At 62.5% G+C, this 24,744-nt stretch carries 23 protein-coding genes; 15 read left to right on the top strand and 8 right to left on the bottom strand.

Annotated features, from left to right (window positions below; genetic code table 11):
* Window positions 1–8 precede the first annotated feature (8 nt).
* From API01S_RS22905 to API01S_RS22865, 9 genes are all read left to right on the top strand, one after another.
* Window positions 9–983, top strand: coding sequence for an ABC transporter permease (locus API01S_RS22905; protein WP_006216612.1), 975 nt, complete (start codon window positions 9–11; stop codon window positions 981–983).
* The gene (locus API01S_RS22900; protein ID WP_006216613.1) at window positions 980–1,900 is read left to right on the top strand and encodes an ABC transporter permease; all 921 of its coding nucleotides are present in this window, start codon (window positions 980–982) and stop codon (window positions 1,898–1,900) included. The genes API01S_RS22905 and API01S_RS22900 overlap by 4 nt, the downstream gene beginning before the upstream one ends.
* A 9-nt stretch (window positions 1,901–1,909) precedes the next feature.
* Window positions 1,910–2,920, top strand: coding sequence for an ABC transporter ATP-binding protein (locus tag API01S_RS22895; protein ID WP_061306206.1), 1,011 nt, complete (start codon window positions 1,910–1,912; stop codon window positions 2,918–2,920).
* Entirely contained in the window at window positions 2,917–3,936 is a 1,020-nt protein-coding gene (locus API01S_RS22890) for an ABC transporter ATP-binding protein (RefSeq protein WP_061306205.1), read from the top strand. The genes API01S_RS22895 and API01S_RS22890 overlap by 4 nt, the downstream gene beginning before the upstream one ends.
* Before the next feature lie 129 nt (window positions 3,937–4,065).
* Window positions 4,066–5,265, top strand: coding sequence for a M20 aminoacylase family protein (locus tag API01S_RS22885; RefSeq protein WP_050728353.1), 1,200 nt, complete (start codon window positions 4,066–4,068; stop codon window positions 5,263–5,265).
* Between the two features lie 188 nt (window positions 5,266–5,453).
* Window positions 5,454–6,362: a TauD/TfdA dioxygenase family protein gene (locus tag API01S_RS22880; protein WP_061306204.1), complete on the top strand. Its 909-nt coding sequence runs from the start codon at window positions 5,454–5,456 to the stop codon at window positions 6,360–6,362.
* Window positions 6,363–6,408: 46 nt separating this feature from the next.
* Window positions 6,409–7,452 (top strand): ABC transporter substrate-binding protein, encoded by a 1,044-nt coding sequence (locus API01S_RS22875; protein ID WP_061306203.1) that lies wholly within the window; start codon window positions 6,409–6,411, stop codon window positions 7,450–7,452.
* A gap of 1 nt (window position 7,453) precedes the next feature.
* Window positions 7,454–8,284 carry an ABC transporter ATP-binding protein gene (locus API01S_RS22870; RefSeq protein ID WP_061306202.1) on the top strand — a complete coding sequence of 277 codons (831 nt, stop codon included), beginning with the start codon at window positions 7,454–7,456 and terminating at the stop codon, window positions 8,282–8,284.
* Window positions 8,285–8,293: 9 nt separating this feature from the next.
* Window positions 8,294–9,172: an ABC transporter permease gene (locus API01S_RS22865; protein WP_050728351.1), complete on the top strand. Its 879-nt coding sequence runs from the start codon at window positions 8,294–8,296 to the stop codon at window positions 9,170–9,172.
* 55 nt (window positions 9,173–9,227) lie between these two features.
* Here API01S_RS22865 and API01S_RS22860 read toward each other — a convergent pair whose 3' ends face one another.
* From API01S_RS22860 to rpmH, 5 genes are all read right to left on the bottom strand, one after another.
* Complete coding sequence (locus API01S_RS22860; protein WP_061306201.1) at window positions 9,228–10,673, bottom strand: catalase; 1,446 nt, start codon at window positions 10,671–10,673, stop codon at window positions 9,228–9,230.
* Window positions 10,674–10,954: 281 nt separating this feature from the next.
* Window positions 10,955–12,634, bottom strand: coding sequence for a membrane protein insertase YidC (gene yidC / locus API01S_RS22855; RefSeq protein ID WP_006216623.1), 1,680 nt, complete (start codon window positions 12,632–12,634; stop codon window positions 10,955–10,957).
* 48 nt (window positions 12,635–12,682) lie between these two features.
* Window positions 12,683–12,955 carry a membrane protein insertion efficiency factor YidD gene (gene yidD, locus API01S_RS28955; protein WP_081451588.1) on the bottom strand — a complete coding sequence of 91 codons (273 nt, stop codon included), beginning with the start codon at window positions 12,953–12,955 and terminating at the stop codon, window positions 12,683–12,685.
* Window positions 12,955–13,326, bottom strand: coding sequence for a ribonuclease P protein component (locus API01S_RS22850; RefSeq protein WP_006216624.1), 372 nt, complete (start codon window positions 13,324–13,326; stop codon window positions 12,955–12,957). The genes yidD and API01S_RS22850 overlap by 1 nt, the downstream gene beginning before the upstream one ends.
* A 111-nt stretch (window positions 13,327–13,437) precedes the next feature.
* Entirely contained in the window at window positions 13,438–13,572 is a 135-nt protein-coding gene (gene rpmH / locus API01S_RS22845) for a 50S ribosomal protein L34 (protein WP_003816025.1), read from the bottom strand.
* Window positions 13,573–13,978: 406 nt separating this feature from the next.
* Between rpmH and dnaA the strand changes: the two genes are divergently transcribed.
* The 3 genes from dnaA to gyrB all read left to right on the top strand — a co-directional run bounded on the left by dnaA (window position 13,979) and on the right by gyrB (window position 19,093).
* The gene (gene dnaA, locus API01S_RS22840) at window positions 13,979–15,436 is read left to right on the top strand and encodes a chromosomal replication initiator protein DnaA (protein ID WP_006216628.1); all 1,458 of its coding nucleotides are present in this window, start codon (window positions 13,979–13,981) and stop codon (window positions 15,434–15,436) included.
* A 2-nt stretch (window positions 15,437–15,438) separates the two neighbouring features.
* Window positions 15,439–16,548 (top strand): DNA polymerase III subunit beta, encoded by a 1,110-nt coding sequence (gene dnaN / locus API01S_RS22835; RefSeq protein ID WP_039883733.1) that lies wholly within the window; start codon window positions 15,439–15,441, stop codon window positions 16,546–16,548.
* 97 nt (window positions 16,549–16,645) lie between these two features.
* Window positions 16,646–19,093, top strand: coding sequence for a DNA topoisomerase (ATP-hydrolyzing) subunit B (gene gyrB / locus API01S_RS22830; RefSeq protein ID WP_050728348.1), 2,448 nt, complete (start codon window positions 16,646–16,648; stop codon window positions 19,091–19,093).
* 187 nt (window positions 19,094–19,280) lie between these two features.
* Here gyrB and API01S_RS22825 read toward each other — a convergent pair whose 3' ends face one another.
* Window positions 19,281–19,622: an NIF family HAD-type phosphatase gene (locus API01S_RS22825; protein ID WP_217481356.1), complete on the bottom strand. Its 342-nt coding sequence runs from the start codon at window positions 19,620–19,622 to the stop codon at window positions 19,281–19,283.
* Between the two features lie 233 nt (window positions 19,623–19,855).
* Between API01S_RS22825 and API01S_RS22820 the strand changes: the two genes are divergently transcribed.
* The gene (locus tag API01S_RS22820) at window positions 19,856–20,734 is read left to right on the top strand and encodes a DUF6216 family protein (RefSeq protein WP_061306199.1); all 879 of its coding nucleotides are present in this window, start codon (window positions 19,856–19,858) and stop codon (window positions 20,732–20,734) included.
* A gap of 271 nt (window positions 20,735–21,005) precedes the next feature.
* On the opposite strand, the gene API01S_RS22815 is transcribed toward API01S_RS22820, so the two are convergent.
* Both API01S_RS22815 and API01S_RS22810 read right to left on the bottom strand, forming a co-directional pair.
* Window positions 21,006–21,665, bottom strand: coding sequence for a class I SAM-dependent methyltransferase (locus API01S_RS22815; protein WP_254598433.1), 660 nt, complete (start codon window positions 21,663–21,665; stop codon window positions 21,006–21,008).
* A 188-nt stretch (window positions 21,666–21,853) separates the two neighbouring features.
* Window positions 21,854–22,786, bottom strand: coding sequence for a LysR substrate-binding domain-containing protein (locus API01S_RS22810; protein ID WP_061306197.1), 933 nt, complete (start codon window positions 22,784–22,786; stop codon window positions 21,854–21,856).
* Window positions 22,787–22,957: 171 nt separating this feature from the next.
* Here API01S_RS22810 and API01S_RS22805 point away from each other — a divergent pair, with 171 nt between their 5' ends.
* Window positions 22,958–23,869, top strand: coding sequence for an amino acid ABC transporter substrate-binding protein (locus API01S_RS22805; RefSeq protein ID WP_039883735.1), 912 nt, complete (start codon window positions 22,958–22,960; stop codon window positions 23,867–23,869).
* Between the two features lie 88 nt (window positions 23,870–23,957).
* A complete protein-coding gene (locus API01S_RS22800) occupies window positions 23,958–24,740 on the top strand; it encodes an amino acid ABC transporter permease (protein ID WP_061306196.1) in 783 nt (260 codons plus the stop codon).
* The last annotated feature ends 4 nt before the right edge of the window (window positions 24,741–24,744 follow it).

The following is a 24,744-nucleotide window of genomic DNA, read 5'->3' as shown; positions in this document are numbered from 1 at the left end:
GGTCTCCAGTGCTGGCAACAATCGTAAGAAGGCTGCTGCAAACCATCGTCGTCATGCTCGTCATGTCGGCGTTGGTTTTTGCTGGCATCTACATGGTGGGCGATCCAGTGTCGATGCTGGCCAGCCCGGAAGCCACCGAGGCGCAGCGCGCCGCCATCAGCGCATCGCTGGGATTGGACCTGCCGCTGTGGCGGCAATACCTGATCTTCATGAGCCAGGCGGTGCGCGGTGATTTCGGCAACAGCTTCCTGACCGGCGAGCCCGCCATGCACCTGATTCTTGAGCGCATGCCGGCCACCGTCGAACTGGCCACCGTGGCCATGTTGCTGTCGGTGCTGATCGGCGTGCCGCTCGGGATTCTTGCGGGCTTGAAGCCGCAGGCGCCGGGCTCGCGCGCCATCATGACGGGATCGGTGCTGGGCTTTTCGCTGCCGAACTTCTGGGTGGGGCTGATGCTCATCATGGTGTTTGCCGTGATGCTCGGCTGGGTGCCCGCCGGCGGACGCGGCAAGACGGTCAGCATCGGATCGCTGCAACTGAGCGTGCTGACGTTGAGCGGCTGGATGAGCCTGGCGCTGCCCGCCGCCACGATTGCCATCGCCAAGTGCGCGATGATCATTCGCGTCACCCGAGCCGCCACGCGCGAAGCGCTGCCGATGGACTACATCAAGTTCGCACGCGCCAAGGGCCTGTCGGAAAAGCGCGTGCTGGGCGTGCATCTGTTGAAGAACATCCTGATTCCCGTCGTGACCGTGGCGGGGCTGGAATTCGGTCAGGTGATGGCGTTTGCGGTGGTCACCGAAACCGTATTTTCGTGGCCGGGCATGGGCAAGTTGCTGATCGACTCCATCATCAACCTGGACCGCCCCGTGGTGGTCGCGTATCTGCTGCTGATCGTGTTCTTCCTGGTCATGTTGAATCTGGTGGTGGACATCATCTACACGGTGCTGGACCCCCGCGTACGTTTGGATAGCCGTCGATGAACAGCCCTGCCACCGCCGCCGCGCCGGTCGCCGCGAAAAAAGAACAGACACCTTGGCGACGCTTCGTGTCGGACTTCTTCGCCAGCAAGCTCGCCACGCTGGGTCTGGTAATGCTGGTGGTGATCGTGGGCGCGGCGCTGCTGGCGCCGTGGATCGCGCCGCAGAATCCTTATGATCTGGCGACGCTGGACATCATGGACTCCAAGCTCAAACCCGGCAGCGAAAGCGGCGACGGGTCCATACATTATTGGCTGGGCACCGATGGGCAGGCGCGCGATCTGTTGTCCGCGATTCTTTACGGCATGCGCACGAGCTTGATGGTGGCGACCGTCTCGGTGCTGGCGGCTTTCGGCATAGGCGCCACGGTGGGTTTGATCGCCGCCTATTTTGGCGGTCGCATCGATGCGCTGCTGATGCGGATTGTGGATATCCAGCTTTCGTTCCCGGCCATCCTGGTCGCGCTGATGCTCCTGGCGATTCTTGGCAAAGGTGTGGATAAGGTGATCATCGCGCTCATCGTCGTGCAATGGGCGTATTTCGCGCGCGCGGCTCGCGGCGCGGCGCTGGTGGAGCGCGGCAAGGAGTACGTCGAAGCCGCCCGCTGCATGTCCTTGTCGTGGGGGCGCGTGCTGTTCCGGCATGTGCTGCCCAACTGCATGCCGCCGCTGATCGTCATCGCTACCATCGACCTGGCGCACGCGATTGCGCTGGAAGCCACGCTGTCGTTCCTGGGCGTGGGCGTGCCGGTCACCGAACCGTCGCTGGGCATGCTGATCTACAACGGGTTCGAATACCTGTTGTCGGGCCAGTACTGGATTTCGTTCTTCCCCGGCATCGCGCTGGCGCTGGCCATCATCGCCATCAATCTGGTGGGCGACCACCTGCGCGATGTGCTCAACCCGCGTCACGCGAATTAGGGGGACGCGATGCAGAGCAGCGCCGTGCAATCGCCCGTGGACGTGGCCCCCGCCGTGCTTGAAGTACAGGGCCTCAAGACCCATTTCTTTACCCGCAATGGCGTGGTCAAGGCGGTGGACGGCGTGGACCTGACGCTGGCCGAAGGGGAAATACTGGGTCTGGTGGGCGAGTCGGGATCAGGCAAGAGCATCACGGGTTTTTCGCTGATGGGCTTGCTGGATGAACCCGGCCGCATCGTGGAAGGCAGCCTGCGGCTCAATGGCGAAGACCTGCGCGGCGCCACGCCCGCGCGGTGGCGTCAATTGCGGGGCCAGGAAATCGCGATGATCTTCCAGGACCCGATGATGACGCTCAACCCCGTGCTGCGCGTCGATACGCAGATGATCGAGGCCGTGCGCGCCCATCACAAGGTGTCGCGCGAGCAGGCGCGCCAACGCGCCCTGCAAACGCTGACGATGGTGGGCATACCTTCGCCGCAGGAGCGCTTGCGTGCGTATCCGCATCAATTGTCGGGCGGCATGCGGCAACGTGTGGCGATCGCCATTGCACTGCTCAATTCCCCGCGTCTCATCATTGCCGACGAGCCCACCACCGCGCTGGACGTCACCATCCAGGGCCAGATCCTGTTCGAAGTGCAGAAGCTGTGCCGCGAGACCGGCACGGGCCTGATCTGGATCACGCACGATCTGGCGGTGGTGGCCGGGCTGGCTGATCGGGTGTCGGTGATGTATGCGGGCCGGGTGGTTGAAACCGGCAGCACGCGCGACGTCATCACGCATCCCATGCATCCCTACACGCATGGCCTGATCGCATCAATACCGACTCCCGAGTCGCGCGGCAGGCCCTTGGTGCCAATCCCAGGCATGACGCCGTCGCTGTTGAACTTGCCCCAAGGCTGTGCTTTCCGGGGGCGCTGCCCGCGCGCGACGGATGCCTGTCTGATCGAACCGCAGCCTGTTGAAGTCCGCCCGGCGCAGTGGGTGCGCTGCTGGCACGCCGGAGACCCAGACCCAAAATGAGCGCAGCAGAACGCGACGCCGCCGCCCCCATCCTGTCCCTGCGCGACGTGGAACTGCGCTTCGTGCAGCCCGTGGACCTGGCCGGGCGCATTGCGAACCTGTTGGGCGCGGGCTTGAAGACGCAGGTGGTGCACGCCGTGGCCGGCGTGGACCTGGACGTGCAGCCGGGCGAGGTCATCGGCATCGTGGGTGAGTCGGGCTGTGGAAAATCCACCTTGGGCCGCGTCGTGTCCGGCATCTTGCCCCCTACCTCCGGCGACGTGCACTACCAGGGCAAGCCCGTGAAATCGATGACGGGCACGCAGCGCCGCGCTTACGAGCTTGGCGTGCAGATGATCTTCCAGGACCCGTACGCATCGCTCAACCCCCGCATGCGCGTGCGCGAGATCATCGGCGAGGCGCCGGTGGCGCACGGCCTGATCCGCGCGCGTGACAAGGCTGATTACGTGGCGGGGCTGATGCGGCAGGTGGGGCTGGACCCGACCTTCGCGCAACGCTATCCGCATCAGTTCTCGGGCGGCCAACGCCAGCGCATCGGCATTGCGCGGGCGCTGGCGCTAAAGCCATCGGTGATCGTGTGCGATGAAGCCGTCGCGGCGCTGGACGTTTCGATCCAGGCGCAGGTGCTGAACCTGTTTGAACAGCTGCGCGACGATCTGGACCTGACCTACCTGTTCATCAGCCATAACCTGAGCGTCGTCAGCCATATCTCTGACCGCGTGGCCATCATGTATCTGGGCCGCGTGGTGGAGCTGGCGCCGACCGACACGGTGTTTCAGCGCGCCAACCATCCGTACACCCAAGCACTGTTGAAAGAGCTGCCGACGTTGACGCCCGGCCGGCGCACGTATCAGCCGATCAAGGGCGAGCTGCCCTCGCCGCTGGACCCGCCCAGCGGCTGTGCATTTCATCCGCGGTGCCCTCATGCGATGCCGCGTTGCAAGGCGGAACGTCCGTTGCTGCGCGAAATTACGCCCGGCCAGTTCAGTGCCTGCCATCTGAACGATATGGCGTAGATCTCATGTATGGCCTGACTGGACGACAGCAGAGCGAAGCGCGAGAATCATCCGACAAGAAAGCGAAACCCCCGCGCGCGCAAGCTGCCGCGTGTCCTCACCCGATCCACTCTTCTTGACTCGAACGCCATGAAAACCATAGACGAAATCGAACGCGCGCACGGCGAATTGACCGCGCTGCGACGGGATATTCACGCCCACCCGGAACTGGCCTTTCAGGAAACCCGCACGTCCAACCTGGTGGCGCAGCGCTTGCGCGATTGGGGCCTTGAGGTGCACACCGGCTTGGGCAAAACCGGTGTAGTCGGCGTGTTGCGCGGCGGTAGCGGCAAGAAGACGATTGGCCTGCGCGCCGACATGGATGCGCTGCCCATGCCCGAGCACAACCGCTTTGCGCACAAGTCCACGATCAGCGGCCGCATGCATGGCTGTGGCCATGATGGGCATACCGCGATGCTGCTGGGCGCGGCGCAGTACCTGTCCACGCATCGCAATTTCGATGGTACGGTTGTGTTCATTTTCCAGCCGGCCGAGGAAGGCGGCAACGCCGGCGCGCGCGCGATGATGCAAGACGGCCTGTTCGATAAATTCCCGTGCGACGCGGTGTTCGGCATCCACAACATGCCCGGCATGCCGGTCAACCAGTTTGGCTTTCGGGCGGGGCCGACCATGGCCTCCAGCAACCGCTGGGACATCGTGATCAAGGGTGTGGGCGGCCACGCGGCTCAACCCCACGCATCGGTCGATCCCATCATCGTGGCGGCCGATATGGTGCATGCGCTGCAGACCGTCATCTCGCGCAGCAAGAATCCCCTGGACCAGGCGGTGCTGTCGATTACGCAGATCCATGCAGGCGATGCGTACAACGTGATTCCCGGCGAGGCCGTGTTGCGCGGCACCGTGCGTACCTATTCCGTGGAAACACTGGACAAGATCGAGGCGGACATGCGCCGCATCGCGACGACCCTGCCGCAGGTCTATGGCGGCACGGGCGAACTGGATTTCGTGCGGGCGTACCCGCCGCTGGTGAACTGGGAAAACGAAACGGCCTTCGCCGCCAAGGTTGCCGAGGATGCCTTCGGCGCCGAAAACGTGGTGCGGGAAATGCCGCCTTTCATGGGCGCGGAAGACTTTTCGTTCTTCCTGGAAGCCATTCCCGGCGCGTATCTGTTCCTGGGCAATGGCGACGGCGACCATCGCATGGAAAGCTATCACGGCATGGGTCCGTGCCAGCTGCATAACCCGAACTACGATTTCAACGACGCGCTGTTGCCGGTGGGGGCGACCTACTGGGTGAAGCTGGTCGAAGCCTATTTGCCGGCCGCCTGAACGGCTTGCAATAACCGATCGGCTATTTGCTAATAGATATGCCGCATGAAGCCGCGAGCGTTTGCCTCGCGGCTTCTTCTATATGACGTAAGGCTTTGATCAAACGCCGATAACTTCGTTTGATATCGCAGTCGCGGTTTCCATAATCGATCGTTCCAGATAGGCCGCAAGGCAACACGGAGCGATCAATGTCCCAAAGCAACGCCTTGCGGCGCGAAGTCGACGCCGCCCCCGCGCCCCAGGCGCAGTCATTCGACATCAACCCCCTGCCCGGCCCGGTCGGCGCCGAGATCATCGGCCTGGACTTGTCGCGTGAGCTGACGGCGGCGGATTTCTCTCGCGTGCATCAGGCGCATCTGGATCATCACCTGCTGGTGTTCCGAGATCAGCGCATCACGCCGCGCCAACATATCGATTTCAGCCGCCGCTTCGGCCCGCTGATGATCCACGTTTTGCACCAGTTTCATCTGGCGGGCCATCCCGAGATCCTGACGGTGTCCAACATCGTCGAGGACGGCAAGCCGATTGGCTTGGGCGACGCGGGCAAGTACTGGCATTCGGATATTTCGTACAAGGAATTGCCCAGCCTGGGCTCGCTGCTGCACGCGCAGGAGCTGCCCTCGGAAGGCGGCGATACGCTGTTCGCCAACATGCACCTGGCCTACGACACGCTGCCCGCAGCGCTGCGCAATGCCGTCGTCGGCAAGCGCGCGGTGCATTCGTATCTGGCGCAGTACGGGCAACTGCAAAAGGAAGGCAACTGGCGGCCCAACCTGAGCGCGCAGCAGATCGCGCAGGTGCGCGAGGTGGTCCATCCCGTGGTGCGCACGCATCCCGAAAATGGCCGTCGCGCGTTGTTCGTGAGCGAAGGATTCACGACGCACATCGTGGGCATGCCCGAAGACGAAAGCCGCGCGCTGTTGGCGGAATTGTTCGCGCACAGCGTGCGTGCCGAACACATCTACCGGCATCGCTGGCAGCCCCACGACCTGGTGTTCTGGGACAACCGTTCGCTGATCCATCTGGCGGGCGGCACGCCGGACCACCTGCGCCGCAAGCTCTATCGCACCACCATCGAAGGCGACGTGCCGTTCTGAGAACGCACTGTCTTCGACGCCAAAGCACTTATCCACAAGGAACACCATGCGACTGTCATCCGCACTTCGGGATCGTCTGATCCAAACGGCCACCGGCGCTGGCCTGGCGCTGATCCTGGGCTTGTTGGCGCTGGCCTCGCCCACGCCCGCCATGGCCGAAGGACGCATCCGCATCGCGGAACAGTACGGCATCGTGTACCTGCTGCTGAACGTGGCGCGCGACCAGCAACTGATCGAAAAGCACGGCAAGGCCGAGGGTGTGGATATCTCGGTCGAGTGGGCAAAGCTGTCCGGCGGCTCGGCGGTGAACGACGCGTTGCTGTCGGGGGCTGTGGATATCGCGGGGGCGGGCGTGGGGCCGCTGCTGACGATCTGGGATCGCACGCGCGGCAAGCAGAACGTGAAGGGCGTGGCGTCGCTGGGCAACTTTCCCTATTACCTCGTCACCAATAACCCCAACGTGAAGACCATTGCGGACTTCACCGACAAGGACCGCATCGCGGTCCCGGCCGTGGGCGTCTCGGTGCAGTCACGCGTATTGCAGCTGGCCTCGGCCAAGCTGTGGGGCGACGCCCAGTTCAACAAGCTGGACAGGATCTCCGTCGCGCTGCCGCATCCTGATGCTGCCGCCGCCATCATCGCGGGGGGCACCGAAATCACGGGCCATTTCGGCAATCCGCCTTTCCAGGAACAGGAGTTGGCCGACAATCCCAACGCCCGCATCGTGCTCAATTCCTATGACGTGCTGGGGGGCCCGAGTTCTTCCACGGTGCTGTTCGCCACCGAAAAATTCCGCCGCGACAACCCGAAGACCTACAAGGCTTTCCAGGCTGCGCTGAAAGAGGCGGCCGAGTTTGCCGCCGCCCATCCCGACAAGGCCGCCGATACGTATTTGCGCGTGACTGGCGCCAAGCAGGACCGTGACTTCCTGATCAAGGTCATCAAGAATCCCGATGTGCAATTCAAGCTGGAACCGCAGAACACCTATGCGCTGGCCCGGTTCATGCATCAGGTGGGCGCCATCAAGAATGCGCCCGCCAGTTGGCGCGACTACTTCTTTGACGACGCGCTGACCGCGCAAGGAAGCTGACATGTCGGCCATCGCCGCAGGCCCTGTGGATAACATTTCCAGGACGGCTCCTTTGCTGGCTGTGGATAAGGTGACAATCGAATATAAGACGCGTGAAACTCGCGTGCGGGCCACGCACGAAGTCAGTTTTGACGTCTATGGCGCGGACCGTTTCATCCTGTTGGGGCCGTCTGGCTGCGGGAAGTCGACGCTGCTCAAAGCCGTGGCGGGGTTCATGCCGCCTACCGAAGGCCGCATTGCCGTCGATGGCAGCACGGTGACCGGCCCGGGACCTGACCGGATCGTCGTCTTTCAAGAATTCGACCAACTGCCGCCCTGGAAGACCTTGCGGCAGAACGTGGCGTTTCCTTTGCTGGCCTCGCGCAGATTAGGCCGGCGCGAAGCGGATGAACGCGCGATGCACTATCTGGACAAGGTCGGCCTGGCCGCGTTTGCAGATGCCTATCCGCACACGCTGTCGGGCGGCATGAAGCAACGCGTGGCGATCGCGCGCGCGCTTGCCATGCAGCCGCGCGTGCTGTTGATGGACGAGCCTTTCGCCGCGCTGGATGCGCTGACTCGGCGACGCATGCAGGAAGAGCTGATGGCGTTATGGGAAGAGGTGCGCTTTACCTTGCTGTTCGTCACGCATTCGATTGAAGAGGCGCTGGTGCTGGGCAGTCGCGTGCTGTTGCTGTCGCCGCACCCCGGACGGGTGCGGGCGGAGTTGAACGCGCACGCGTATGGCTTGCAGACGCAGGGCTCCGCCGGGTTCCAGGCTGCGGCGCGCCGTATCCATGATCTGTTGTTCGAATCCCCCTCGCCCGCCGTGGCCGAGCGCGCGGCGGCTTGAGGGCATCCGATGACTACCCGCTATGCCACCGTCCCGCCCGTGCGGCCGGAGTTCGAATACGACTTATCGCCCCTGCCCCCGCAAGCTGCGCAGACGCCGCTGCCGTGGCAAGAGCGCCTGTGGCAGCACGCCGCGTTGCGCAAGCTGTTTATCCTGGCGCTGCTGGCGGGCTTGTGGGAGTTGGCGGCGCGTTACACCGACAACGACCTGCTGCTGCCCGGCGCGTGGCAAACGGCGCAGGCCTTTGTACAGGGCATCGCCAACGGTGAACTGCTGGCGCGCGCTTCGCAGTCGCTACGGGTGCTGGTGCAGGGGTATCTGGCCGGCGTGGCCCTGGCGTTCGCGCTGACCACGCTGGCGGTATCGACCCGCTTTGGCCGTGATCTGCTGTCCACCTTGACCGCCATGTTCAACCCCCTGCCCGCCATCGCGCTGCTGCCTCTGGCGCTGCTGTGGTTTGGCTTGGGCGAAGGCAGCCTGGTGTTCGTGCTGATCCATTCCGTGCTGTGGGCGCTGGCGCTGAACATGTATGCGGGCTTTCTGGGCGTATCGGAAACGCTGCGCATGGCCGGCCGCAACTACGGCCTGACGGGGTTGCGGTATGTGCTTCAGATACTGGTGCCGGCTGCGCTGCCGGCAATTCTGGCGGGCTTGAAGATCGGCTGGGCTTTCGCGTGGCGCACGTTGATCGCCGCCGAGCTGGTGTTTGGCGCTTCCAGCGGCAAAGGCGGGCTGGGCTGGTACATCTTCCAGAACCGCAACGAGTTATACACAGATCGGGTGTTCGCCGGCCTGGCCGCCGTGGTGGTCATTGGCCTGCTTGTGGAAAACCTGGCATTCGATACGTTGGAGCGTTTGACGGTGCGGCGCTGGGGAATGCAGCGCTGAAAAAAGGGCGGCTCCGCCAGGAACCGCCCTCTTGTCGCGCTATGCCGTGCGCGCCTTACAGCGTCAGGCCCAGCGCCTTGGCCACGCCCGCCGCATAGGCCGGGTCCGCCTTTTTGAAGTGTTCCAGCTGACGGCGTTGAATCTCTTCCGGCACGCCAGCCATGTGACGGCCGATGTTGCCGAACAGCAGCTCCTGTTTCTCAGGCGTCATCAGGCGGAACAGATTGCCGGGCTGCGAGTAATAGTCGTCGTCCACGCGATGGTTCCATCGCGCCGCCGCCTGGCCGTCCAGCGCCTGCGGGGGTTCGCCGGCCGACGGGGTCTCTTTCCATTCGCCGGCGCTGTTGGGCTCGTAGTTCAGCGTGCCGCCCACGTTGCCGTCGACACGGCCCGCGCCGTCGCGGTGATAGCTGTGGAACGGGCAGCGAGGCGCGTTCACGGGGATCTGATGGTGATTGATGCCCAGGCGATAGCGGTGCGTGTCGCCATACGAGAACAAGCGCCCTTGCAGCATCTTGTCCGGCGAGAAATCGATGCCCGGCACGACGTTGGCCGGCGTGAACGCGGCTTGCTCGACCTCGGCGAAATAGTTCTCGGGGTTCTTGTTCAATTCCAGCACGCCCACTTCAATCAGCGGGTAGTCGCCGTGCGGCCAGACCTTGGTCAGGTCGAACGGGTTGATGTGATACGTGGCGGCTTCGGCCTCGGGCATGATCTGCACCTTCAGCGTCCAATTGGGGAAGTTCTTCTGCTCGATGTTCTCGAACAGATCGCGCTGCGAGCTTTCGCGGTCATGCGCCACCACCTGGGCAGCTTGCTCGTCGGTCATACAGACGACGCCCTGCTGCGACTTGAAGTGGAACTTCACGTAGAAGCGTTCGCCGTCCTTGTTGACGAAGCTGAACGTGTGCGAGCCAAAACCATGCTGCTGGCGCAGGTTGGCCGGAATGCCGCGGTCGCTCATCAGGATGGTGACCTGGTGCAGCGATTCGGGGCTGAGAGACCAGAAATCCCATGCGGCGGTGGCGCTGCGCAGATTCGTCTTGGGGTCGCGCTTCTGGGTGTGGATAAAGTCGGGAAACTTCAGCGGGTCGCGGATGAAGAAGACGGGGGTGTTGTTGCCCACCAGGTCCCAATTGCCTTCGTCGGTGTAGAACTTGATGGCGAAGCCGCGCACGTCGCGTTCGGCGTCCGCCGCGCCGCGCTCGCCGGCGACGGTCGAAAAGCGCAGGAACAGCGGGGTCTGCTTGCCGATCTGCGAAAAGATGCTGGCGCGGGTATAGCGCGAGATATCGTGGGTGACGGTGAAGGTGCCGTAGGCGCCGGAGCCTTTGGCGTGGACGACGCGTTCGGGAATACGTTCGCGGTCGAAGTGGGCCAGTTTTTCAATCAGCCAGAAGTCTTGCAACAGCGCGGGGCCGCGCGGGCCGGCTGTGAGCGTGTTGTTGTTGTCTGCCACCGGCGCGCCTGAGGCGGTGGTCAGATTCTTCTTGTCGGTCATAGCGCACACTCCGTTCGTAAGTCAGGAAGGCGCGCGCCGTGCCGGGCCCGCGCCGTGTCGGGAATACTGCCCTGCGGCGAGCGCGAGGCAGTATCTGGGACACATCATAGGGACCAAGGTTGCGTTTGGGAAGTTGATTGATCTTGGTTTATCGATTATTAAAATCTATCGATATTCGCCTGATGCTCGATTCGTCCAGCCAGCGCGGGCATATCGCACGGGCAAAAAAAACCGGCCGCGAGGGCCGGTCTTTCAGACTTCAAGCGCGAGGCTTATCGGATTCACCGATTTGCCGCGGCCTCGGTCTTGCGCTGCATGGAGCGGGTGATGGACCACTGCTGCGCGATCGACAAGGTGTTGTTCACGCACCAGTACAGCACCAGGCCGGCCGGGAAGAAGAACATCATCCCGCCAAACACCAGCGGCATGATCATCATGACCTTGGCCTGGATGGGATCCGGGGGCGTCGGGTTCAGTTTGATCTGCAGGAACATGGTGGCCATCATGATGGCGGGCAGAATGAAGTACGGGTCGCGGATGGACAGGTCATGGACCCACAGAATCCACGGCGCGCCGCGCATTTCCACGCTGGCCAGCAGCACCCAGTACAGCGAGATGAACACCGGGATCTGCACCACCATCGGCAAGCAGCCGCCCAGCGGGTTGATCTTTTCGGTGCGGTACATCTCCATCATGGCGGCGTTGAGCTTCTGCTTGTCGTCGCCGTACTTTTCCTTCAACGCTTGCAGGCGCGGGGCCACTTGCTTCATGCGGGCCATCGAGCGGTAGCTCGCGGCGGCCAGCGGGAAGAAGATGGCCTTGATCAGCACGGTCAGCGCAACGATGGTCCAGCCCCAGTTGCCGAGCAACGAGTGCAGCCACGTCATCAGCGTGAACAGCGGCTTGGCGATGATGGTCAGCCAACCGTAGTCCACCACCAGTTCCAGGCCCGGGGCGAGCGCCGCCATGGCCTTCTGGTCTTGCGGGCCGACCCACAGATGCGAATCGACACGCGAGGCGGAACCCGGGGCGATTTCGCCGACGGCTTCGATGCTGCGGGCGGCGTACAGGTTCTTCTGCACTTCCAGCAGTTCGTTCGTGCGCGGCTTGCCTTGCGGCGGAACCCAGGCGGTGGCGAAGTAGTGCTGCACGACGGCGATCCAGCCGTTGTCAGCCTGCTTGATGTAGTTGGCCTTCTTCTTCTCGATGTCGCTGAACGTGCTCTTCTGGAACTTGTCCTGTTCGGAGTAGACGGCGAAACCGGTGAACGTGTGATAGAAGCTGGACGTGTCGGCCGGGTCGTTGCCGTCGCGTTCGAGCTGCAGGTACAGCGCGGGCGTGACGGGAGCGGAGCCGACGTTGGCCAGGTCGTGGCGCACGTCGATGTCGTAGCGGCCCTTGTGCAGGGTGAACGTCTTGGTGACCTTGACGCCGCCGGACTCGCCTTCGAAGGACACGACCAGGTTGTCGCCGGTCAGCTGGCGTTCGGAGGACGTGACGCGGAAAGGCGTCTGATGCGTGGGGAAGCTTTGGCCATTGGGCGCGCCGACCACGCCGGACTGCACGACGTAGTTCAGGCCGGCCGAACGGTCCAGCAGCACGGTGGGCTTGTCGGGCTGGCCGGTTGCCGGGTACTTCAGCAGCTCGGCGCGCACCAGTTGGGCGCCCATGGTGTCGAACGTCAGGCGCAACACGTCGGTGGTGACGACGACTTCTTCCGAACGCGCGGCAGCGGGTGCGGTGGCGCCAGGAACCGCCGACGGCGCAGTGGCCGTGGTCGTGGGCGCGCTGGGCACCGAAGGCGTGGCGTTATTGGCGCCGGCCTGCGGTTCAGCCGTGCTGGCCGCGGGCGTCGGGCCCCCGAACAGCGACGGCTTGCCGTTATGGATTTGCCAGTTGTTCCATAGGAGCAACAGCGAAAAGGAAAAAATCATCCAGAGGACGGTTCGTCGGATATCCATGGTGCCTACTGAAGTGAATACGGGCCAGCAAAGCCCGCCAGTTTAGCGTCAATCGTGCTCGGTGCGGTGGCTGTGGGAACAGCAAGAGGGGCCATTGGTTCCCTTGTGCTGCGGAACCGGATCCCAGCCTCCGGGCGACCACGGATGGCAACGGCCAATGCGCCGGACCGCCAACCAAAAGCCGCGCCAGGCGCCATGGCGTTCGATTGCTTCAATCGCGTACGCCGAGCAAGTGGGAGTAAAGCGGCACTGCCTGCCGATCCAGGGACTCAGGAAGAACCTGTAGAACCGGATCGGAAGAATGAGCAGTGCTTTAAAGATCATCGCGCGATCCGCTCAAAGTGAGCGTCCACTTCGGTTCTGACCAAGCGTTTCAGCGAGGTCAGGGAAGCAGGCGCGACTTTGCTATGCAAACGCACGACGTAATCCTTGGCCGGCAACGCCAGACGCCGATGGCGGAACGCTTCGCGGATGACCCGCTTGATGGCGTTGCGCGTACTGGCGTGGGCGGCGAAGCGCTTGGCGATGATCAGCCCCAGGCGGGCACAGGGATCCTGGCCGGGGGGCAGATCATTGGGAGCCGAAGTCACAATGAATAACGCCCCTCGAGCAAGACGCCGGCCTTTCAGGGCAGCGGCGAACTCGGAGGGGCGATGCAACCGCGCCTCCGGGGGAAGCGTGGAGCGCGGCATGGACTGCGGGTCAGGCGTTTGCGCGGAACCAGAACGAGATTGCGAGAGGTCTTGCAATATGGCCGGTCCGTGCAAATAGTCAGGTTTCCGGAAAAACCGGAAAACCAGAACTTAGACAGCCAGACGCTTGCGGCCCTTGGCGCGGCGGGCGTTCAGGATGGCGCGGCCAGCGCGGGTTTTCATGCGCACGCGAAAGCCATGGGTGCGCTTGCGGCGGGTGACGGAAGGTTGGTAGGTACGTTTCATGGACGATCCACAAAAAGAACAAAAGTCAGAAGGGACCTGCCCGGAGGGTTCCAGGTCGCGGATTCAGAAGCGGGTATCTAGTGAGCATTTTTGCAACAGGTGCAAAAAACAACGCATAGACGGGGCTCTGGACAAGGGATTTCTCCCCAGGCGACCTATTCAGCAAAGCTAAAAACCGGACAGTGCAGTAAACGCCCAAACCTATGAAAGGCAGGGTGCTTGCTACAACTCCGGCTAAGCTCTCTGTGAAACCTTCTGACAGACAGAATTCGGAAAAGCCCACCATTTCAGCAAGTTTTCCCTGTCTTGTCAAACAGTTAAGCCCGGGCAGTGTAGACGCTTATGTCCTACCCTGTGGATAACCCCAGCCCAGGCAAGGTAGAATCGAGGTTTGAATAAGAACGACATGAAAGAATTCTGGCAGACCTGCGTCAGTCGTCTTGAGCAGGAACTCCCCCCCCAACAAATCAGCGCGTGGATACGACCGCTGGTCCCGCTTGCGTACGACGAAACGCAGGCGGTGCTGCGCGTTGCCGCGCCCAACCGCTTCAAGCTGGATTGGGTGCGTAAGAACTTTTCCCACCAGATCGAAGCGTTGGCCGCGGAGTGGTTCAAGCGACCGGTACAGGTCTTGTTCGAGTTGCCTTCTCATGGAGCCGCCCCGCGCATGCCGGTCGCGCCCGTGCGTGCACCGCAGCCCGATCAATCGCACCTGTCCGCTGCACAGCCCGCTGGCGGCGCGCCGCCCATGCAGGCCCCGGCTTCGGCCGCCCCTCCCCCGCCCGCCACCACGGTTGCTGCGCAGGCGGTCAACGCCGACGCCGCCAACATCGTGTACGAGCGTTCGCGCCTGAATACGGATCTCACCTTCGAGAACTTCGTGACGGGTAAGGCGAACCAGCTCGCGCGCGCCGCGGCGTTGCAGGTGGCCGAGAACCCCGGTACGTCCTATAACCCGCTGTTCCTGTATGGCGGCGTGGGCCTGGGCAAGACTCACCTGATCCACGCCATCGGCAACGCCATGGTCGCCGCCGGCACCGGCGTGCGCGTGCGCTACGTGCATGCGGACCAATACGTGTCCGACGTGGTCAAGGCGTACCAGCGCAAGGCGTTCGATGACTTCAAGCGCTACTACCATTCGCTGGACTTGCTGCTGATCGATGACATCCAGTTCTTCTCCGGCAAGAACCGCACGCAGGAAGAATTCTTCTACGCGTTCGAAGCGATGGTGGCCCAGCGCAAGCAGATCATCATCACCAGCGATACGTATCCGAAGGAACTGTCTGGCATCGACAGCCGCCTGATCTCGCGCTTTGACTCCGGCCTGACGGTGGCGATCGAGCCGCCGGAGCTGGAAATGCGCGTGGCGATCCTGCTGCGCAAGGCGGAATCCGAAGGCGTGCCCATGCCCGAGGAAGTGGCCTTCTTCATCGCCAAGCATCTGCGCAGCAACGTGCGCGAGCTGGAAGGCGCGCTGCGCAAGGTGCTGGCCTATGCCCGCTTCCACGGCCGCGACGTGCTGACGGTCGATGTCTGCAAGGAAGCCCTGAAGGACCTGCTGTCCGTGTCCAACGGCCAGATCACGGTAGAAAACATCCAGAAGACGGTGGCGGATTTCTACAAGATCAAGGTCGCGGACATGTACTCGAAACGCCGGCCCGCCAATATCGCCTTGCCGCGCCAGGTGGCGATGTATCTGGCCAAGGAGCTGACGCAGAAAAGCCTGCCGGAAATCGGTGATCTGTTCGGGGGGCGCGATCACACCACGGTGCTGCATGCCGTACGCAAGATTTCCGACGCCCGCGCAAAGCAAGCGGAGCTCAACCATACCCTGCACGTGTTGGAACAAACTCTAAAAGGATGAACATGCAACTCGTACAAACCACACGCGATGCATTGCTGAAACCGCTGTCGACTGTGGCGGGCATCGTCGAAAGACGCCATACCCTGCCCATTCTTGCGAACATCCTGATGCGCAAGGAAGGCAACAAGGTTGCCTTCATTGCGACCGACCTGGAAGTACAGATCACCACGCATGCCGACTTCGGCGTGGGCCAGGACAACGAGTCCACCACGGTTGCCGCGCGCAAGCTGCTCGACATCCTGAAAGCGCTGCCGGATACCGGCGACGTGCGTCTGGCGCTGGCCAGCAACAAGTTGTCGGTGCAGTCGGCCAAGAGCCGCTTCGCGTTGCAGACGCTGGCCGCCAGCGAGTTCCCCACCGTGGCGCAGCCCGAGCAATGGGACGTCTCGCTGACCATGCCGCAACGCACGCTGCGTCATCTGTTCAACATGGTGCACTTCGCCATGGCGCAACAAGACATCCGTTATTACCTGAACGGCATGCTGCTGGTGTTTGAACCGGGTCGTGTGCGCGCCGTCGCCACCGATGGCCACCGCCTGGCGCATTGCTCGACCGAAGCCGACGGCATCGCCGAACGCCACGAAGTGATCGTGCCCCGCAAGACCGTGCTGGAAATGCAGCGCCTGCTGGAAGACTCCGACGAGGTGGTCTCCATCGATGTGGCGCCGGGCCAGATTCGCTTCCGCTTTGGCGACGTCGAACTGGTGTCCAAGCTGGTCGAAGGCAAGTTCCCCGATTTCACGCGTGTGATTCCCACGAATTACACGCGCCATTTCATGGTGGGCCGCGAAGCGCTCCAAGGCAGCTTGCAGCGCGCCGCCATCCTGACCACGGACAAGTTCAAGGGCGTGCGCCTGCAGTTGGCGCAGAACCAGATGAAGATCTCGTCTTCCAACGCCGAGCAGGAAGAAGCGCAGGAAGAAATCGACATCGACTACGGCCACGAAGCACTGGACGTGGGCTTTAACGTGGGCTATTTGCTTGATGTGCTGGCCAACGTGAAAGTCGACAGCATCCAGTGGTCGGTCATGCCCGACGCCAACGCGTCGGCGCTCATCACCCTGCCCGAAGACGACCAGTTCAAGTACGTCGTCATGCCCATGCGGATTTGATCCGCGCCCCTTTTGTGGGTTTGTGCCGCTTGCGGGCCTGATGGCTCGCGGGCGGTCCGGCCGCCAGGCCGTTCTTTAAAGCGTTATCGATACAGACATGTCAGATCAGCAGAACACCACTTCCGAGAACAGCGGCTACGGCGCTGACTCGATCAAGATGCTCAAGGGGCTGGAGGCCGTGCGCAAGCGCCCCGGCATGTACATCGGCGACACGTCCGACGGCACCGGCTTGCACCATATGGTGTTCGAAGTGGTGGACAACGCCATCGACGAAGCCCTGGCTGGCCATTGCGACGACATCGTCGTCACGATCCACACCGACAACTCGATCTCGGTCACCGACAACGGCCGCGGCATCCCCACGGATATCCACAAGGACGACGAATTCCACCGCAGCGCGGCAGAAATCGTCATGACCGAACTGCACGCTGGCGGCAAGTTCGACCAGAACTCGTACAAGGTGTCTGGCGGCCTGCACGGCGTGGGCGTGTCTTGCGTGAACGCCCTGTCCGAGTGGCTGCGCCTGACCATCCGCCGCAACGGCCAGGTGCACCAGATGGAATTCCGCCAAGGCGCGCGCGTGGCGCCCCTGGCTGTGACGGGCACGACGGACATGCGGGGCACGGAAGTGCGCTTCCTGGCCGACCCGATCATCTTCAACAACATCGAATACCACTACGAGATCCTCTCCAAGCGTTTGCGCGAGCTCTCGTTCCTGAACAACGGCGTGAAGATCCGCCTGGTCGACCAGCGCCAGGGCAAGGAAGAGAACTTCGCGTTCTCCGGCGGCGTGAAGGGCTTTGTCGAATACATCAACCGCGCCAAGACCGTGCTGCACCCGAACGTGTTTTCGGTCAGCACCGAATCGGCCGCCGGTGGCGTGTCGGTGGGCGTGGAAGTGGCGATGCAGTGGAATGACAGCTACAGCGAAAGCGTGCTGTGCTTCACCAACAACATCCCGCAGCGTGACGGCGGTTCGCACCTGACCGGCCTGCGCGCCGCGATGACCCGCATCATCAACAAGTACATCGCCGATAACGAACTGGCCAAGAAGGCCAAGGTCGAAACGTCCGGCGACGACATGCGCGAAGGCCTGGCCTGCGTGTTGTCGGTGAAGGTGCCCGAGCCCAAGTTCAGCAGCCAGACCAAAGACAAGCTGGTGTCCAGCGAAGTGCGTCCGGCCGTCGAAGAAGCCGTGGCGCGCACGCTGGAAAGCTGGCTGCTTGAAAACCCGAACGACGCCAAGGCGTTGTGCAACAAGATCGTCGAAGCCGCCCGCGCCCGCGAAGCCGCCCGCAAGGCGCGCGAAATGACGCGTCGCAAGAGCGTGCTGGAAGGCGCCGGCCTGCCCGGCAAGCTGGCCGACTGCCAGGAAAAAGATCCGGCGCTGTGCGAGCTGTACATCGTCGAGGGTGACTCCGCAGGCGGCTCGGCCAAGCAAGGCCGCGACCGCAAGTTCCAGGCCATCCTGCCGCTGCGCGGCAAGGTGCTGAACGTGGAAAAGGCGCGCTTTGACCGCCTGATCGCCAGCGAACAGATCGCCACGCTGATCACCGCGCTGGGCACCAGCATCGGTCCCGATTTCAACGTCGAAAAGCTGCGCTACCACCGCCTGATCATCATGACTGACGCGGACGTGGACGGCGCGCACATCCGCACCCTGCTGCTGACGCTGCTGTATCGCCAGATGCCTGAGCTGGTGCAGCGCGGCTACGTGTATATCGCGCAGCCGCCGCTGTACAAGGTCAAGGTTGGCCGCGAAGAACGGTATCTGAAGGACGACCAGGAAGAAGCGCAGTTCATGCTGCAACTGGCGCTGAAAGACGCCGAGATCATCTCCGGCGGCAACATCATCCGTGGCGAAGAGCTGACCGATCTGGCCAGCCAGTACGTGGCGGCCGACGGCGTCATCGCGCGCCTGTCGAAGGTGTTCGACGTGGGCGCGCTGTCGGCCATGGCCGAAGGCGTCGAGATCAACCTGGAAACGGCCGAGTCCACGGCGGATTCCGCCAAGCGCCTGGCCGACGCCATGCGTGACCCGGTCAGCGGCAATGGCGTGGACGTGGTTCCGCAGTTCGATGAAGCCACCGAACGCCACCGCCTGTCGGTCCAGCGCATGCACCACGGCAACGTGCGCGTCAGCATCATCGACGCTGACTTCATCAACGGCACCGACTACACCACCCTGTCCAAGGCGGCCAAGAGCTTCCTGGGCAAGGTCGGCCCGCGTTCGCTGGCCGCGCGCGGCGAAGGCGACAAGCGCAAGGAACAGGTCGTCTCCGACTTCCGTGAAGCCATGCAGTGGTTGCGCAGCGAAGCCGACCGCAGCATCTCCAAGCAGCGCTACAAGGGTCTGGGCGAAATGAACCCGGAACAGCTGTGGGAAACCACGATGGACCCGAAGGTGCGCCGCCTGTTGCGCGTGCAGATCGAAGACGCCATCGCGGCGGACGAAGTCTTCACGACCCTGATGGGCGACGACGTCGAACCGCGCCGCGCGTTTATTGAACGCAACGCGCTGTCGGCGGGCAACATCGACGCGTAAGCGTGTAGGATCCCGTTGGAATTTAGATTTTTCCCAATAAATCTAGATTTCTGAAGAAAAAACCCAGCCGGCGGCGGCTGGGTTTTTTTATTGATGGCGAGGGGGCAATGTGATGACTTGATAGCCGGCTTTTGCTGGAACCCATTTTTGACTACAGGCTCAACCGTATTCGAAGCACTTCCAGTGCCTACGTGAGTTCCGTATCGGAAGCTTCATATGGGTGCGCAAAGCTTTCAATGCAAATCCATTGAGCGTGCTGTCCCGGGTGTACGTATGCCTCAAAGTCGTCGAGGAGCAAGCAGTCCTCAGCAGCGGCATTGGGAATCAATGCCAAATCTTTTGTAGCTCCTGCCCAAGACACGTACTCAAGTTGGGCGAACCAAGCCGGTGCCGCATGCTCTTGGATGAGCAAGTCGGCGATCGCGCGAAATCGTGACTCATTCACCGTGGTGAACACCACGATGCGGGGGAGCAGCTCCCGGCAGCGCTCCAGAAAGTTGAGAAGCCCGGGACGTGGAATCTGGCTCACCGCATCGCTACTGTTTGCTAGGGATGGCTTATCAAAGCCTATGTAAGTGCTCCGTCCTTCTGGAGGACGAAGTAGCGCTCATTTCCGAATTGAGCATAAAGCGTTTGCGGATCTCGTGAGGGATAGTGAGCTGCCCGCGCGAAGCCACGGGCAGTTGCTTGTTTTTCGACGGAATGGGTTATTGCGAAGCTAGTTAGCATCTGGGCTCTTGTCCCTCAGAGCAAGGAAGATAGATGCTTGAACTGTTTAACCCTCTTGTCCAGGCCCCCTGGATCGCGCCCGTTCTTTGGGCAGGGCTTTTTTTACTGCTATGCCTTTGGATCCGGGCGCGTGCGGGATCCGCGCACTTTCTTTTGGACCGACTTTGGCGAATTGCAGCAGGTCGGCGCGAAGCCCAAGATTCAGTGCTGAAAAAAATCCAACAGGAAAGTCGCGACCTGGAGATCTTTAGGTTTTTCTATCGCATGCCGTTGCAATCCTTGGCCGACCTGCACAAGCTTGATAGCTGGGCGAAAGCCAACAACGTCGGGATGTTGAAGCTGAAGACTCTGTGGCGCTGGGTTGATGTGCGCAATTCGGCGGTCGTGCGCAGGCCGAAAAAGATGTGGAAACCGGCCGTATTCCTCATCGTCGTCGTGTTGGGAACCTTCTTTATATTCGCTGGTTCCTTGCTCGCTTCGCCCTACGGGTACTTTCACATGAAAGAGTCGAATGTCTGGTTCAAGACGGACGCGAAGACGGTAAGAAACATGACTCTATGGGGCGAAGACTGGGCTTTCGCTACCACGGAATGCGCTGCGGACAGTCCAGATCTTATGGAGAAAACAGGCTTTCGAAAGTCGGAGCTGCTCGACCTATGCAGGGCGTTAGCAAGTGGCAGCATGAAAGATCAGGTGCACTCGCTCGTGAAGCAGCAGAGGTTGCTAGCTTTGCTCTTGATTCTCCCCACTCTTGTCGGGCTGGCTATTGTCATTCGCGCATCTTCAGGCGCGGCCGAGGCAGAAAAGCTCTGGAAGGAACTGAATTGCGAGCCTGCCGCACCCAAGGCGATTGAGCCGAGCGGGACCCCGGCTGTCAACTGCGGAGGCACGCCTCAAAATGTCCGCTCCTAGGGGCCCGTGTAGCCGTAAGGAGTGCGGAGAACAGGCATAGGAAAATCTAACGAAATGGTACGGTTCGATCTGGTACGACCTACCAGATGTTAGATGGCCTTAGGGCGACGGCACGTGACATCTAAATGCTGATGGGATCCTACAAAGCGTTCAGGAACCGGTGTTCATGAAAGGGGCTTGCTTTTGCAGCCCCTTTGTTTTGGCGCTGCCGGGGCTGGCCCGGACCCCGGACCCGACCGCGCGAGACCTCAATCCGCCAAGTGGTGCGGATTCACGGCCGTTCCAGCACGACTTCCCAGACGTGCTTGGGCAGCACATACCGATACGACAGGCATTCCTCGATGTGTCGCACTTTCCATCCGTCGAAGGCCGCGCGTATCGCAGGCTCGTTGAAAAAGCGCTTGGTCTGGCCGTTGACGCGATAGAAGTCCGGCTCGATCTCTTCGTGACCGCGCGCGCCGAAGTGGGTGTCGCGGGTGGAGTTGAGCCGGCACAAGAGGATGCCGCCGGGCGTCAGGGTTGCCTGGATCCGCCCGATGATTTGCAGGGTTTGCGCCCAGTCGAAGTAATGCAGCGACAGGCTGGCGATGACTACGTTTGTCTGCGCTATGGGAAAGGGATCGCGCAGGTCTTGGCAATGGAACGTGGCCTTGGGGGCGCGCCCTCGGGCAAGCTCCAGCCACTTCACGGACAAGTCGACGGCGCAGACGTTCAAGCCTGCGTCACAGAGCAAGGCGGTGTCTTCGCCGCGGCCGCAGCCCAATTCAAGAACGACGCCTTGCCTGGCCAAGGGGGCCACTACCGGCAACCAACGCTTTAACCAGTCGTCGGACGGACTGCTACCGAACAGGCTGCGCACACCGGATACGGCGACGCGGCCGGCCGTGCGGATTCTGGAAGGCCACGATCTTTCGGGTAGAGGGTTGGTCATTGATGGATGGAGAGGAAATCGCCGTGGGATAGCTTGAGTAATAAGGGACCGCCAGGCGCGGCCGCTGCGTGCGTCTGCGTCTGCTCTCGTCACGCGCACGTTGGCAGAACCATAAATGAAAAAGGCATTGAAGGACGAGTCTTCCAAAATTGTCATTTCCGCCGCGTTGCGCCGTGGCAAGCGCGCCCCTACCGCGTCGGCCGCGCCTTCAAGTCCCCCATTTCCTCCAGCATCAACTGATGCGCGTACCGCGAGAACACGCTGACCAGCCGCGTGCGCGTGTGATACGGCGGGTACAGCAGTGAAACCGTCACCGGCACCGAGGGGCTGAACGGACGCACTTCCACGCCGTTGGCCTCGTATTCCTCGCGCGCGGCCAGCGGGTTGATCAGCGCCACGCCAAGCCCCGCGCCCACCAGCGCGCAGACGGACGAGCCCAGCCCCGCTTCGGCCACCGTCTGCCGTTCCACCTTGGCGGCCTTGAAGACGGCGTCGATCTTCTCGCGCAGCGGGGTGGCGCTGGGAAAGGCGATGAAGGGCTCGCCCGCGAAGTCGGCGGGCTTGAGCTTTTTCAGCTTGGTCAGCCGGTGGCCCTTGGGCAGCACCGCCACGCAGCTCATGGTCAGCACGGGCTCGACCTGGATGCCGGGGCTCTCGCCGGACAGCATGGCCAGCCCCGTGTCGCAAAAGCCAGAGCTGATCCAGTTGTGCACCGCGCTGGCGTTGCCGGAATGGATGGACACCATCACGTCCGGGTACTCGGTCTTGAAGGCGGCGACGATGCGCGCGAGCATGCCGCCCGCCAGCCGGGGCATGGCCGCCACGCTCAAGCGGCTGGCGCTGAACGAGCGGATGCTGGCCGCCGCCGACTCCAGGCCGGCCAGGCCGATGAAGGTTTTCTCCACCTCCTGAAAGAAGCGCGACCCGTCCTGCGTGGGGCTCAGGCGGCTGCCATTGCGGTCGAACAAGGGAAACTGGGTGATCGCTTCCAATTGCGCTATTAAGCGGCTAACGTGCGGCTGCGAGGTGTGCACGCGCCGTGCTGCGGCCGTCATCGAGCCGGTCATCATGACGGCGCGGAACGCTTCGATGTGTCTCAAGCCCATCCGTGGAATGGCCATATCAAATCCGTATAGAGGAATACCTGATTGGAACTGGATAAAACCATACTGCTAGTTGATACTTTTTGCCAGCCGCGGGGCTCATCGCGGGACGTGGCGGACGCTGGCCAGACTGGCGCCGCCGATCGTGACTACAAATACGCGCCGATCGCACGGCGCCAAGGGAATCAGATGAAAGCATTTGCCGCGATCTCCGTCGCTGCCGCCATGTTGGGCAGCGCGGCCACCGCTCACGCCGAAGGCCCCAGCCGCCTGGACAAGATCCGTGAAACCGGCGTGATCACCATCGGCCACCCCGAAACGTCGGTGCCGTTCGCCTATCTGGACGGCAATCAGAAGCCGATCGGCTACACGGTGGAGATCTGCCAGGAAGTCGCCCAGCACATCAAGGCCGCGTTGAAGCTGCCCAAGCTGGAAGTGCGCTACAACCCGACGACGTCGGCCACGCGCATTCCGCTGTTGGCCAACGGCACCATCGACCTGGAATGCGGCAACACCACCAACAACCTGGACCGCCACAAGCTGGTCTCGTTCGCGCCCACGACCTTCGTGGCGCAAGTGGTGCTGGTGGCGCGCAAGGATGGCGGCGTGGATCCCAACAACCTGGAATCGTTTCGCGGCAAGACCATCGCCGCTCAGGCTGGCGGCCAGACCTTCCGTTTGATCTCCGGGCTGAACGCCAAGGGCAACCTGGGCATCACGATGGCGCCCACCAAGGACACGGCCGAGACCATCCTGATGGTGGAGTCGGGCCGCGCCGCAGGTTCGGCCAATGATGACGGCATCGCCTATGGCGCCGTCGCCTCGTCCAAGAATCCCGACGCGTTCGTGATCGGCAAGAAGGGCCTGGAAATGGCGCCCTACGGCATCATGGAACCCAAGGACGACCCCGCCTTCAAGAAGGTGGTCGACGAGGCCGTGATCGACCTGATCAAGACCGGCAAGGTCGCGGCGATCTACGACAAGTACTTCAATTCGCCGATTCCCCCGAAGCAGATCAACCTGAAGTATCCGATGAGCGATGCGCTCAAGCGCGCGCTGGCCAACCCGACCGATTCGGGCGACCCCAAGGTGTACGAGTAATCAGCAGGTAGTCCGCGGGACGCCCAGGCGTCCCGCGGCGATTTTGGGGTAAGGCGTCGCGCGCGGCGCCGCCATCTAGGGCACGGGTATGAATTACAACTGGAGTTGGAGCGTCTTCCTGGAGATGTCCCCGGACGGGGTGCACACCTTCCTGGAAACCATCCTGATCGGCGTGGGCTGGACCTTGGCGCTGGCGTTGACGGCGTGGGTGTTCTCGCTGTTGCTGGGGTCGTGGCTGGGCGTGATGCGTACCGCGCAGTCGCGCGTGAAGAACGTATTGGGCGCCACCTACGTCGAGCTGTTCCGCAATGTGCCGCTGCTGGTGCAGATGTTCCTGTGGTATTTCGTGCTGCCTGAATTGCTGCCCCATGCGTGGGGCCTGGCGATGAAGCAGATGCCGCAGCCGTGGGGGCAATTCGTGCCCGCCGTGCTGTGCCTGGGCTTTTATGGGTCGGCCCGCGTGGCGGAACAATTGCGCGCCGGCATCCAGTCGCTGCCGCGCGGCCAGTTCCAGGCGGGCACCGCGCTGGGGCTGACCGAGGGCCAGGTCTACCGATACATCATCCTGCCCGAAGCGTTTCGCATCGTGCTGCCGCCCTTGACCTCCGAGTTCATGGGCACCATCAAGTATTCCTCGGTGGCGCTGACGATCGGCCTGCTTGAACTGACGGGGCAGGCGCGCTCCATGCAGGAATTCACGTTCCATATCTTCGAGGCGTTTTCCGCTGCGACGGTCATCTACCTGATCCTGAATGGCATGGTCGTGCTGGGCATGCGGCTGCTTGAGCGGCACATCGCGGTGCCGGGCCTGATCGGTTCAAGCGCCAGGAAAGGCGCGGCCGCCGTCACCACCGCCGCGCTGGGCCGCTAGGAAA

The sequence above is a fragment of the Achromobacter piechaudii NBRC 102461 genome, assembly GCF_001571245.1.
GTDB lineage: Bacteria > Pseudomonadota > Gammaproteobacteria > Burkholderiales > Burkholderiaceae_B > Achromobacter > Achromobacter piechaudii.
Note: the sequence above shows the minus strand (reverse complement) of the source record. Positions and strands in the feature narration are given on the sequence as shown.

Bases quoted from the DNA above. Each gene is read 5' to 3' on its own strand.
- API01S_RS22850 (WP_006216624.1), bottom strand. From the start codon at position 13,326: ATGCCGCGCTCCACGCTTCCCCCGGAGGCGCGGTTGCATCGCCCCTCC.
- dnaN (WP_039883733.1), top strand. From the start codon at position 15,439: ATGCAACTCGTACAAACCACACGCGATGCATTGCTGAAACCGCTGTCG.
- rpmH (WP_003816025.1), bottom strand. From the start codon at position 13,572: ATGAAACGTACCTACCAACCTTCCGTCACCCGCCGCAAGCGCACCCAT.
- yidC (WP_006216623.1), bottom strand. From the start codon at position 12,634: ATGGATATCCGACGAACCGTCCTCTGGATGATTTTTTCCTTTTCGCTG.
- API01S_RS22810 (WP_061306197.1), bottom strand. From the start codon at position 22,786: ATGGCCATTCCACGGATGGGCTTGAGACACATCGAAGCGTTCCGCGCC.
- API01S_RS22820 (WP_061306199.1), top strand. From the start codon at position 19,856: ATGCTTGAACTGTTTAACCCTCTTGTCCAGGCCCCCTGGATCGCGCCC.
- API01S_RS22880 (WP_061306204.1), top strand. From the start codon at position 5,454: ATGTCCCAAAGCAACGCCTTGCGGCGCGAAGTCGACGCCGCCCCCGCG.
- dnaA (WP_006216628.1), top strand. From the start codon at position 13,979: ATGAAAGAATTCTGGCAGACCTGCGTCAGTCGTCTTGAGCAGGAACTC.
- API01S_RS22870 (WP_061306202.1), top strand. From the start codon at position 7,454: ATGTCGGCCATCGCCGCAGGCCCTGTGGATAACATTTCCAGGACGGCT.
- API01S_RS22900 (WP_006216613.1), top strand. From the start codon at position 980: ATGAACAGCCCTGCCACCGCCGCCGCGCCGGTCGCCGCGAAAAAAGAA.
- gyrB (WP_050728348.1), top strand. From the start codon at position 16,646: ATGTCAGATCAGCAGAACACCACTTCCGAGAACAGCGGCTACGGCGCT.
- API01S_RS22805 (WP_039883735.1), top strand. From the start codon at position 22,958: ATGAAAGCATTTGCCGCGATCTCCGTCGCTGCCGCCATGTTGGGCAGC.
- API01S_RS22895 (WP_061306206.1), top strand. From the start codon at position 1,910: ATGCAGAGCAGCGCCGTGCAATCGCCCGTGGACGTGGCCCCCGCCGTG.
- API01S_RS22815 (WP_254598433.1), bottom strand. From the start codon at position 21,665: ATGACCAACCCTCTACCCGAAAGATCGTGGCCTTCCAGAATCCGCACG.
- API01S_RS22800 (WP_061306196.1), top strand. From the start codon at position 23,958: ATGAATTACAACTGGAGTTGGAGCGTCTTCCTGGAGATGTCCCCGGAC.
- API01S_RS22875 (WP_061306203.1), top strand. From the start codon at position 6,409: ATGCGACTGTCATCCGCACTTCGGGATCGTCTGATCCAAACGGCCACC.
- API01S_RS22860 (WP_061306201.1), bottom strand. From the start codon at position 10,673: ATGACCGACAAGAAGAATCTGACCACCGCCTCAGGCGCGCCGGTGGCA.
- API01S_RS22885 (WP_050728353.1), top strand. From the start codon at position 4,066: ATGAAAACCATAGACGAAATCGAACGCGCGCACGGCGAATTGACCGCG.
- API01S_RS22890 (WP_061306205.1), top strand. From the start codon at position 2,917: ATGAGCGCAGCAGAACGCGACGCCGCCGCCCCCATCCTGTCCCTGCGC.
- API01S_RS22865 (WP_050728351.1), top strand. From the start codon at position 8,294: ATGACTACCCGCTATGCCACCGTCCCGCCCGTGCGGCCGGAGTTCGAA.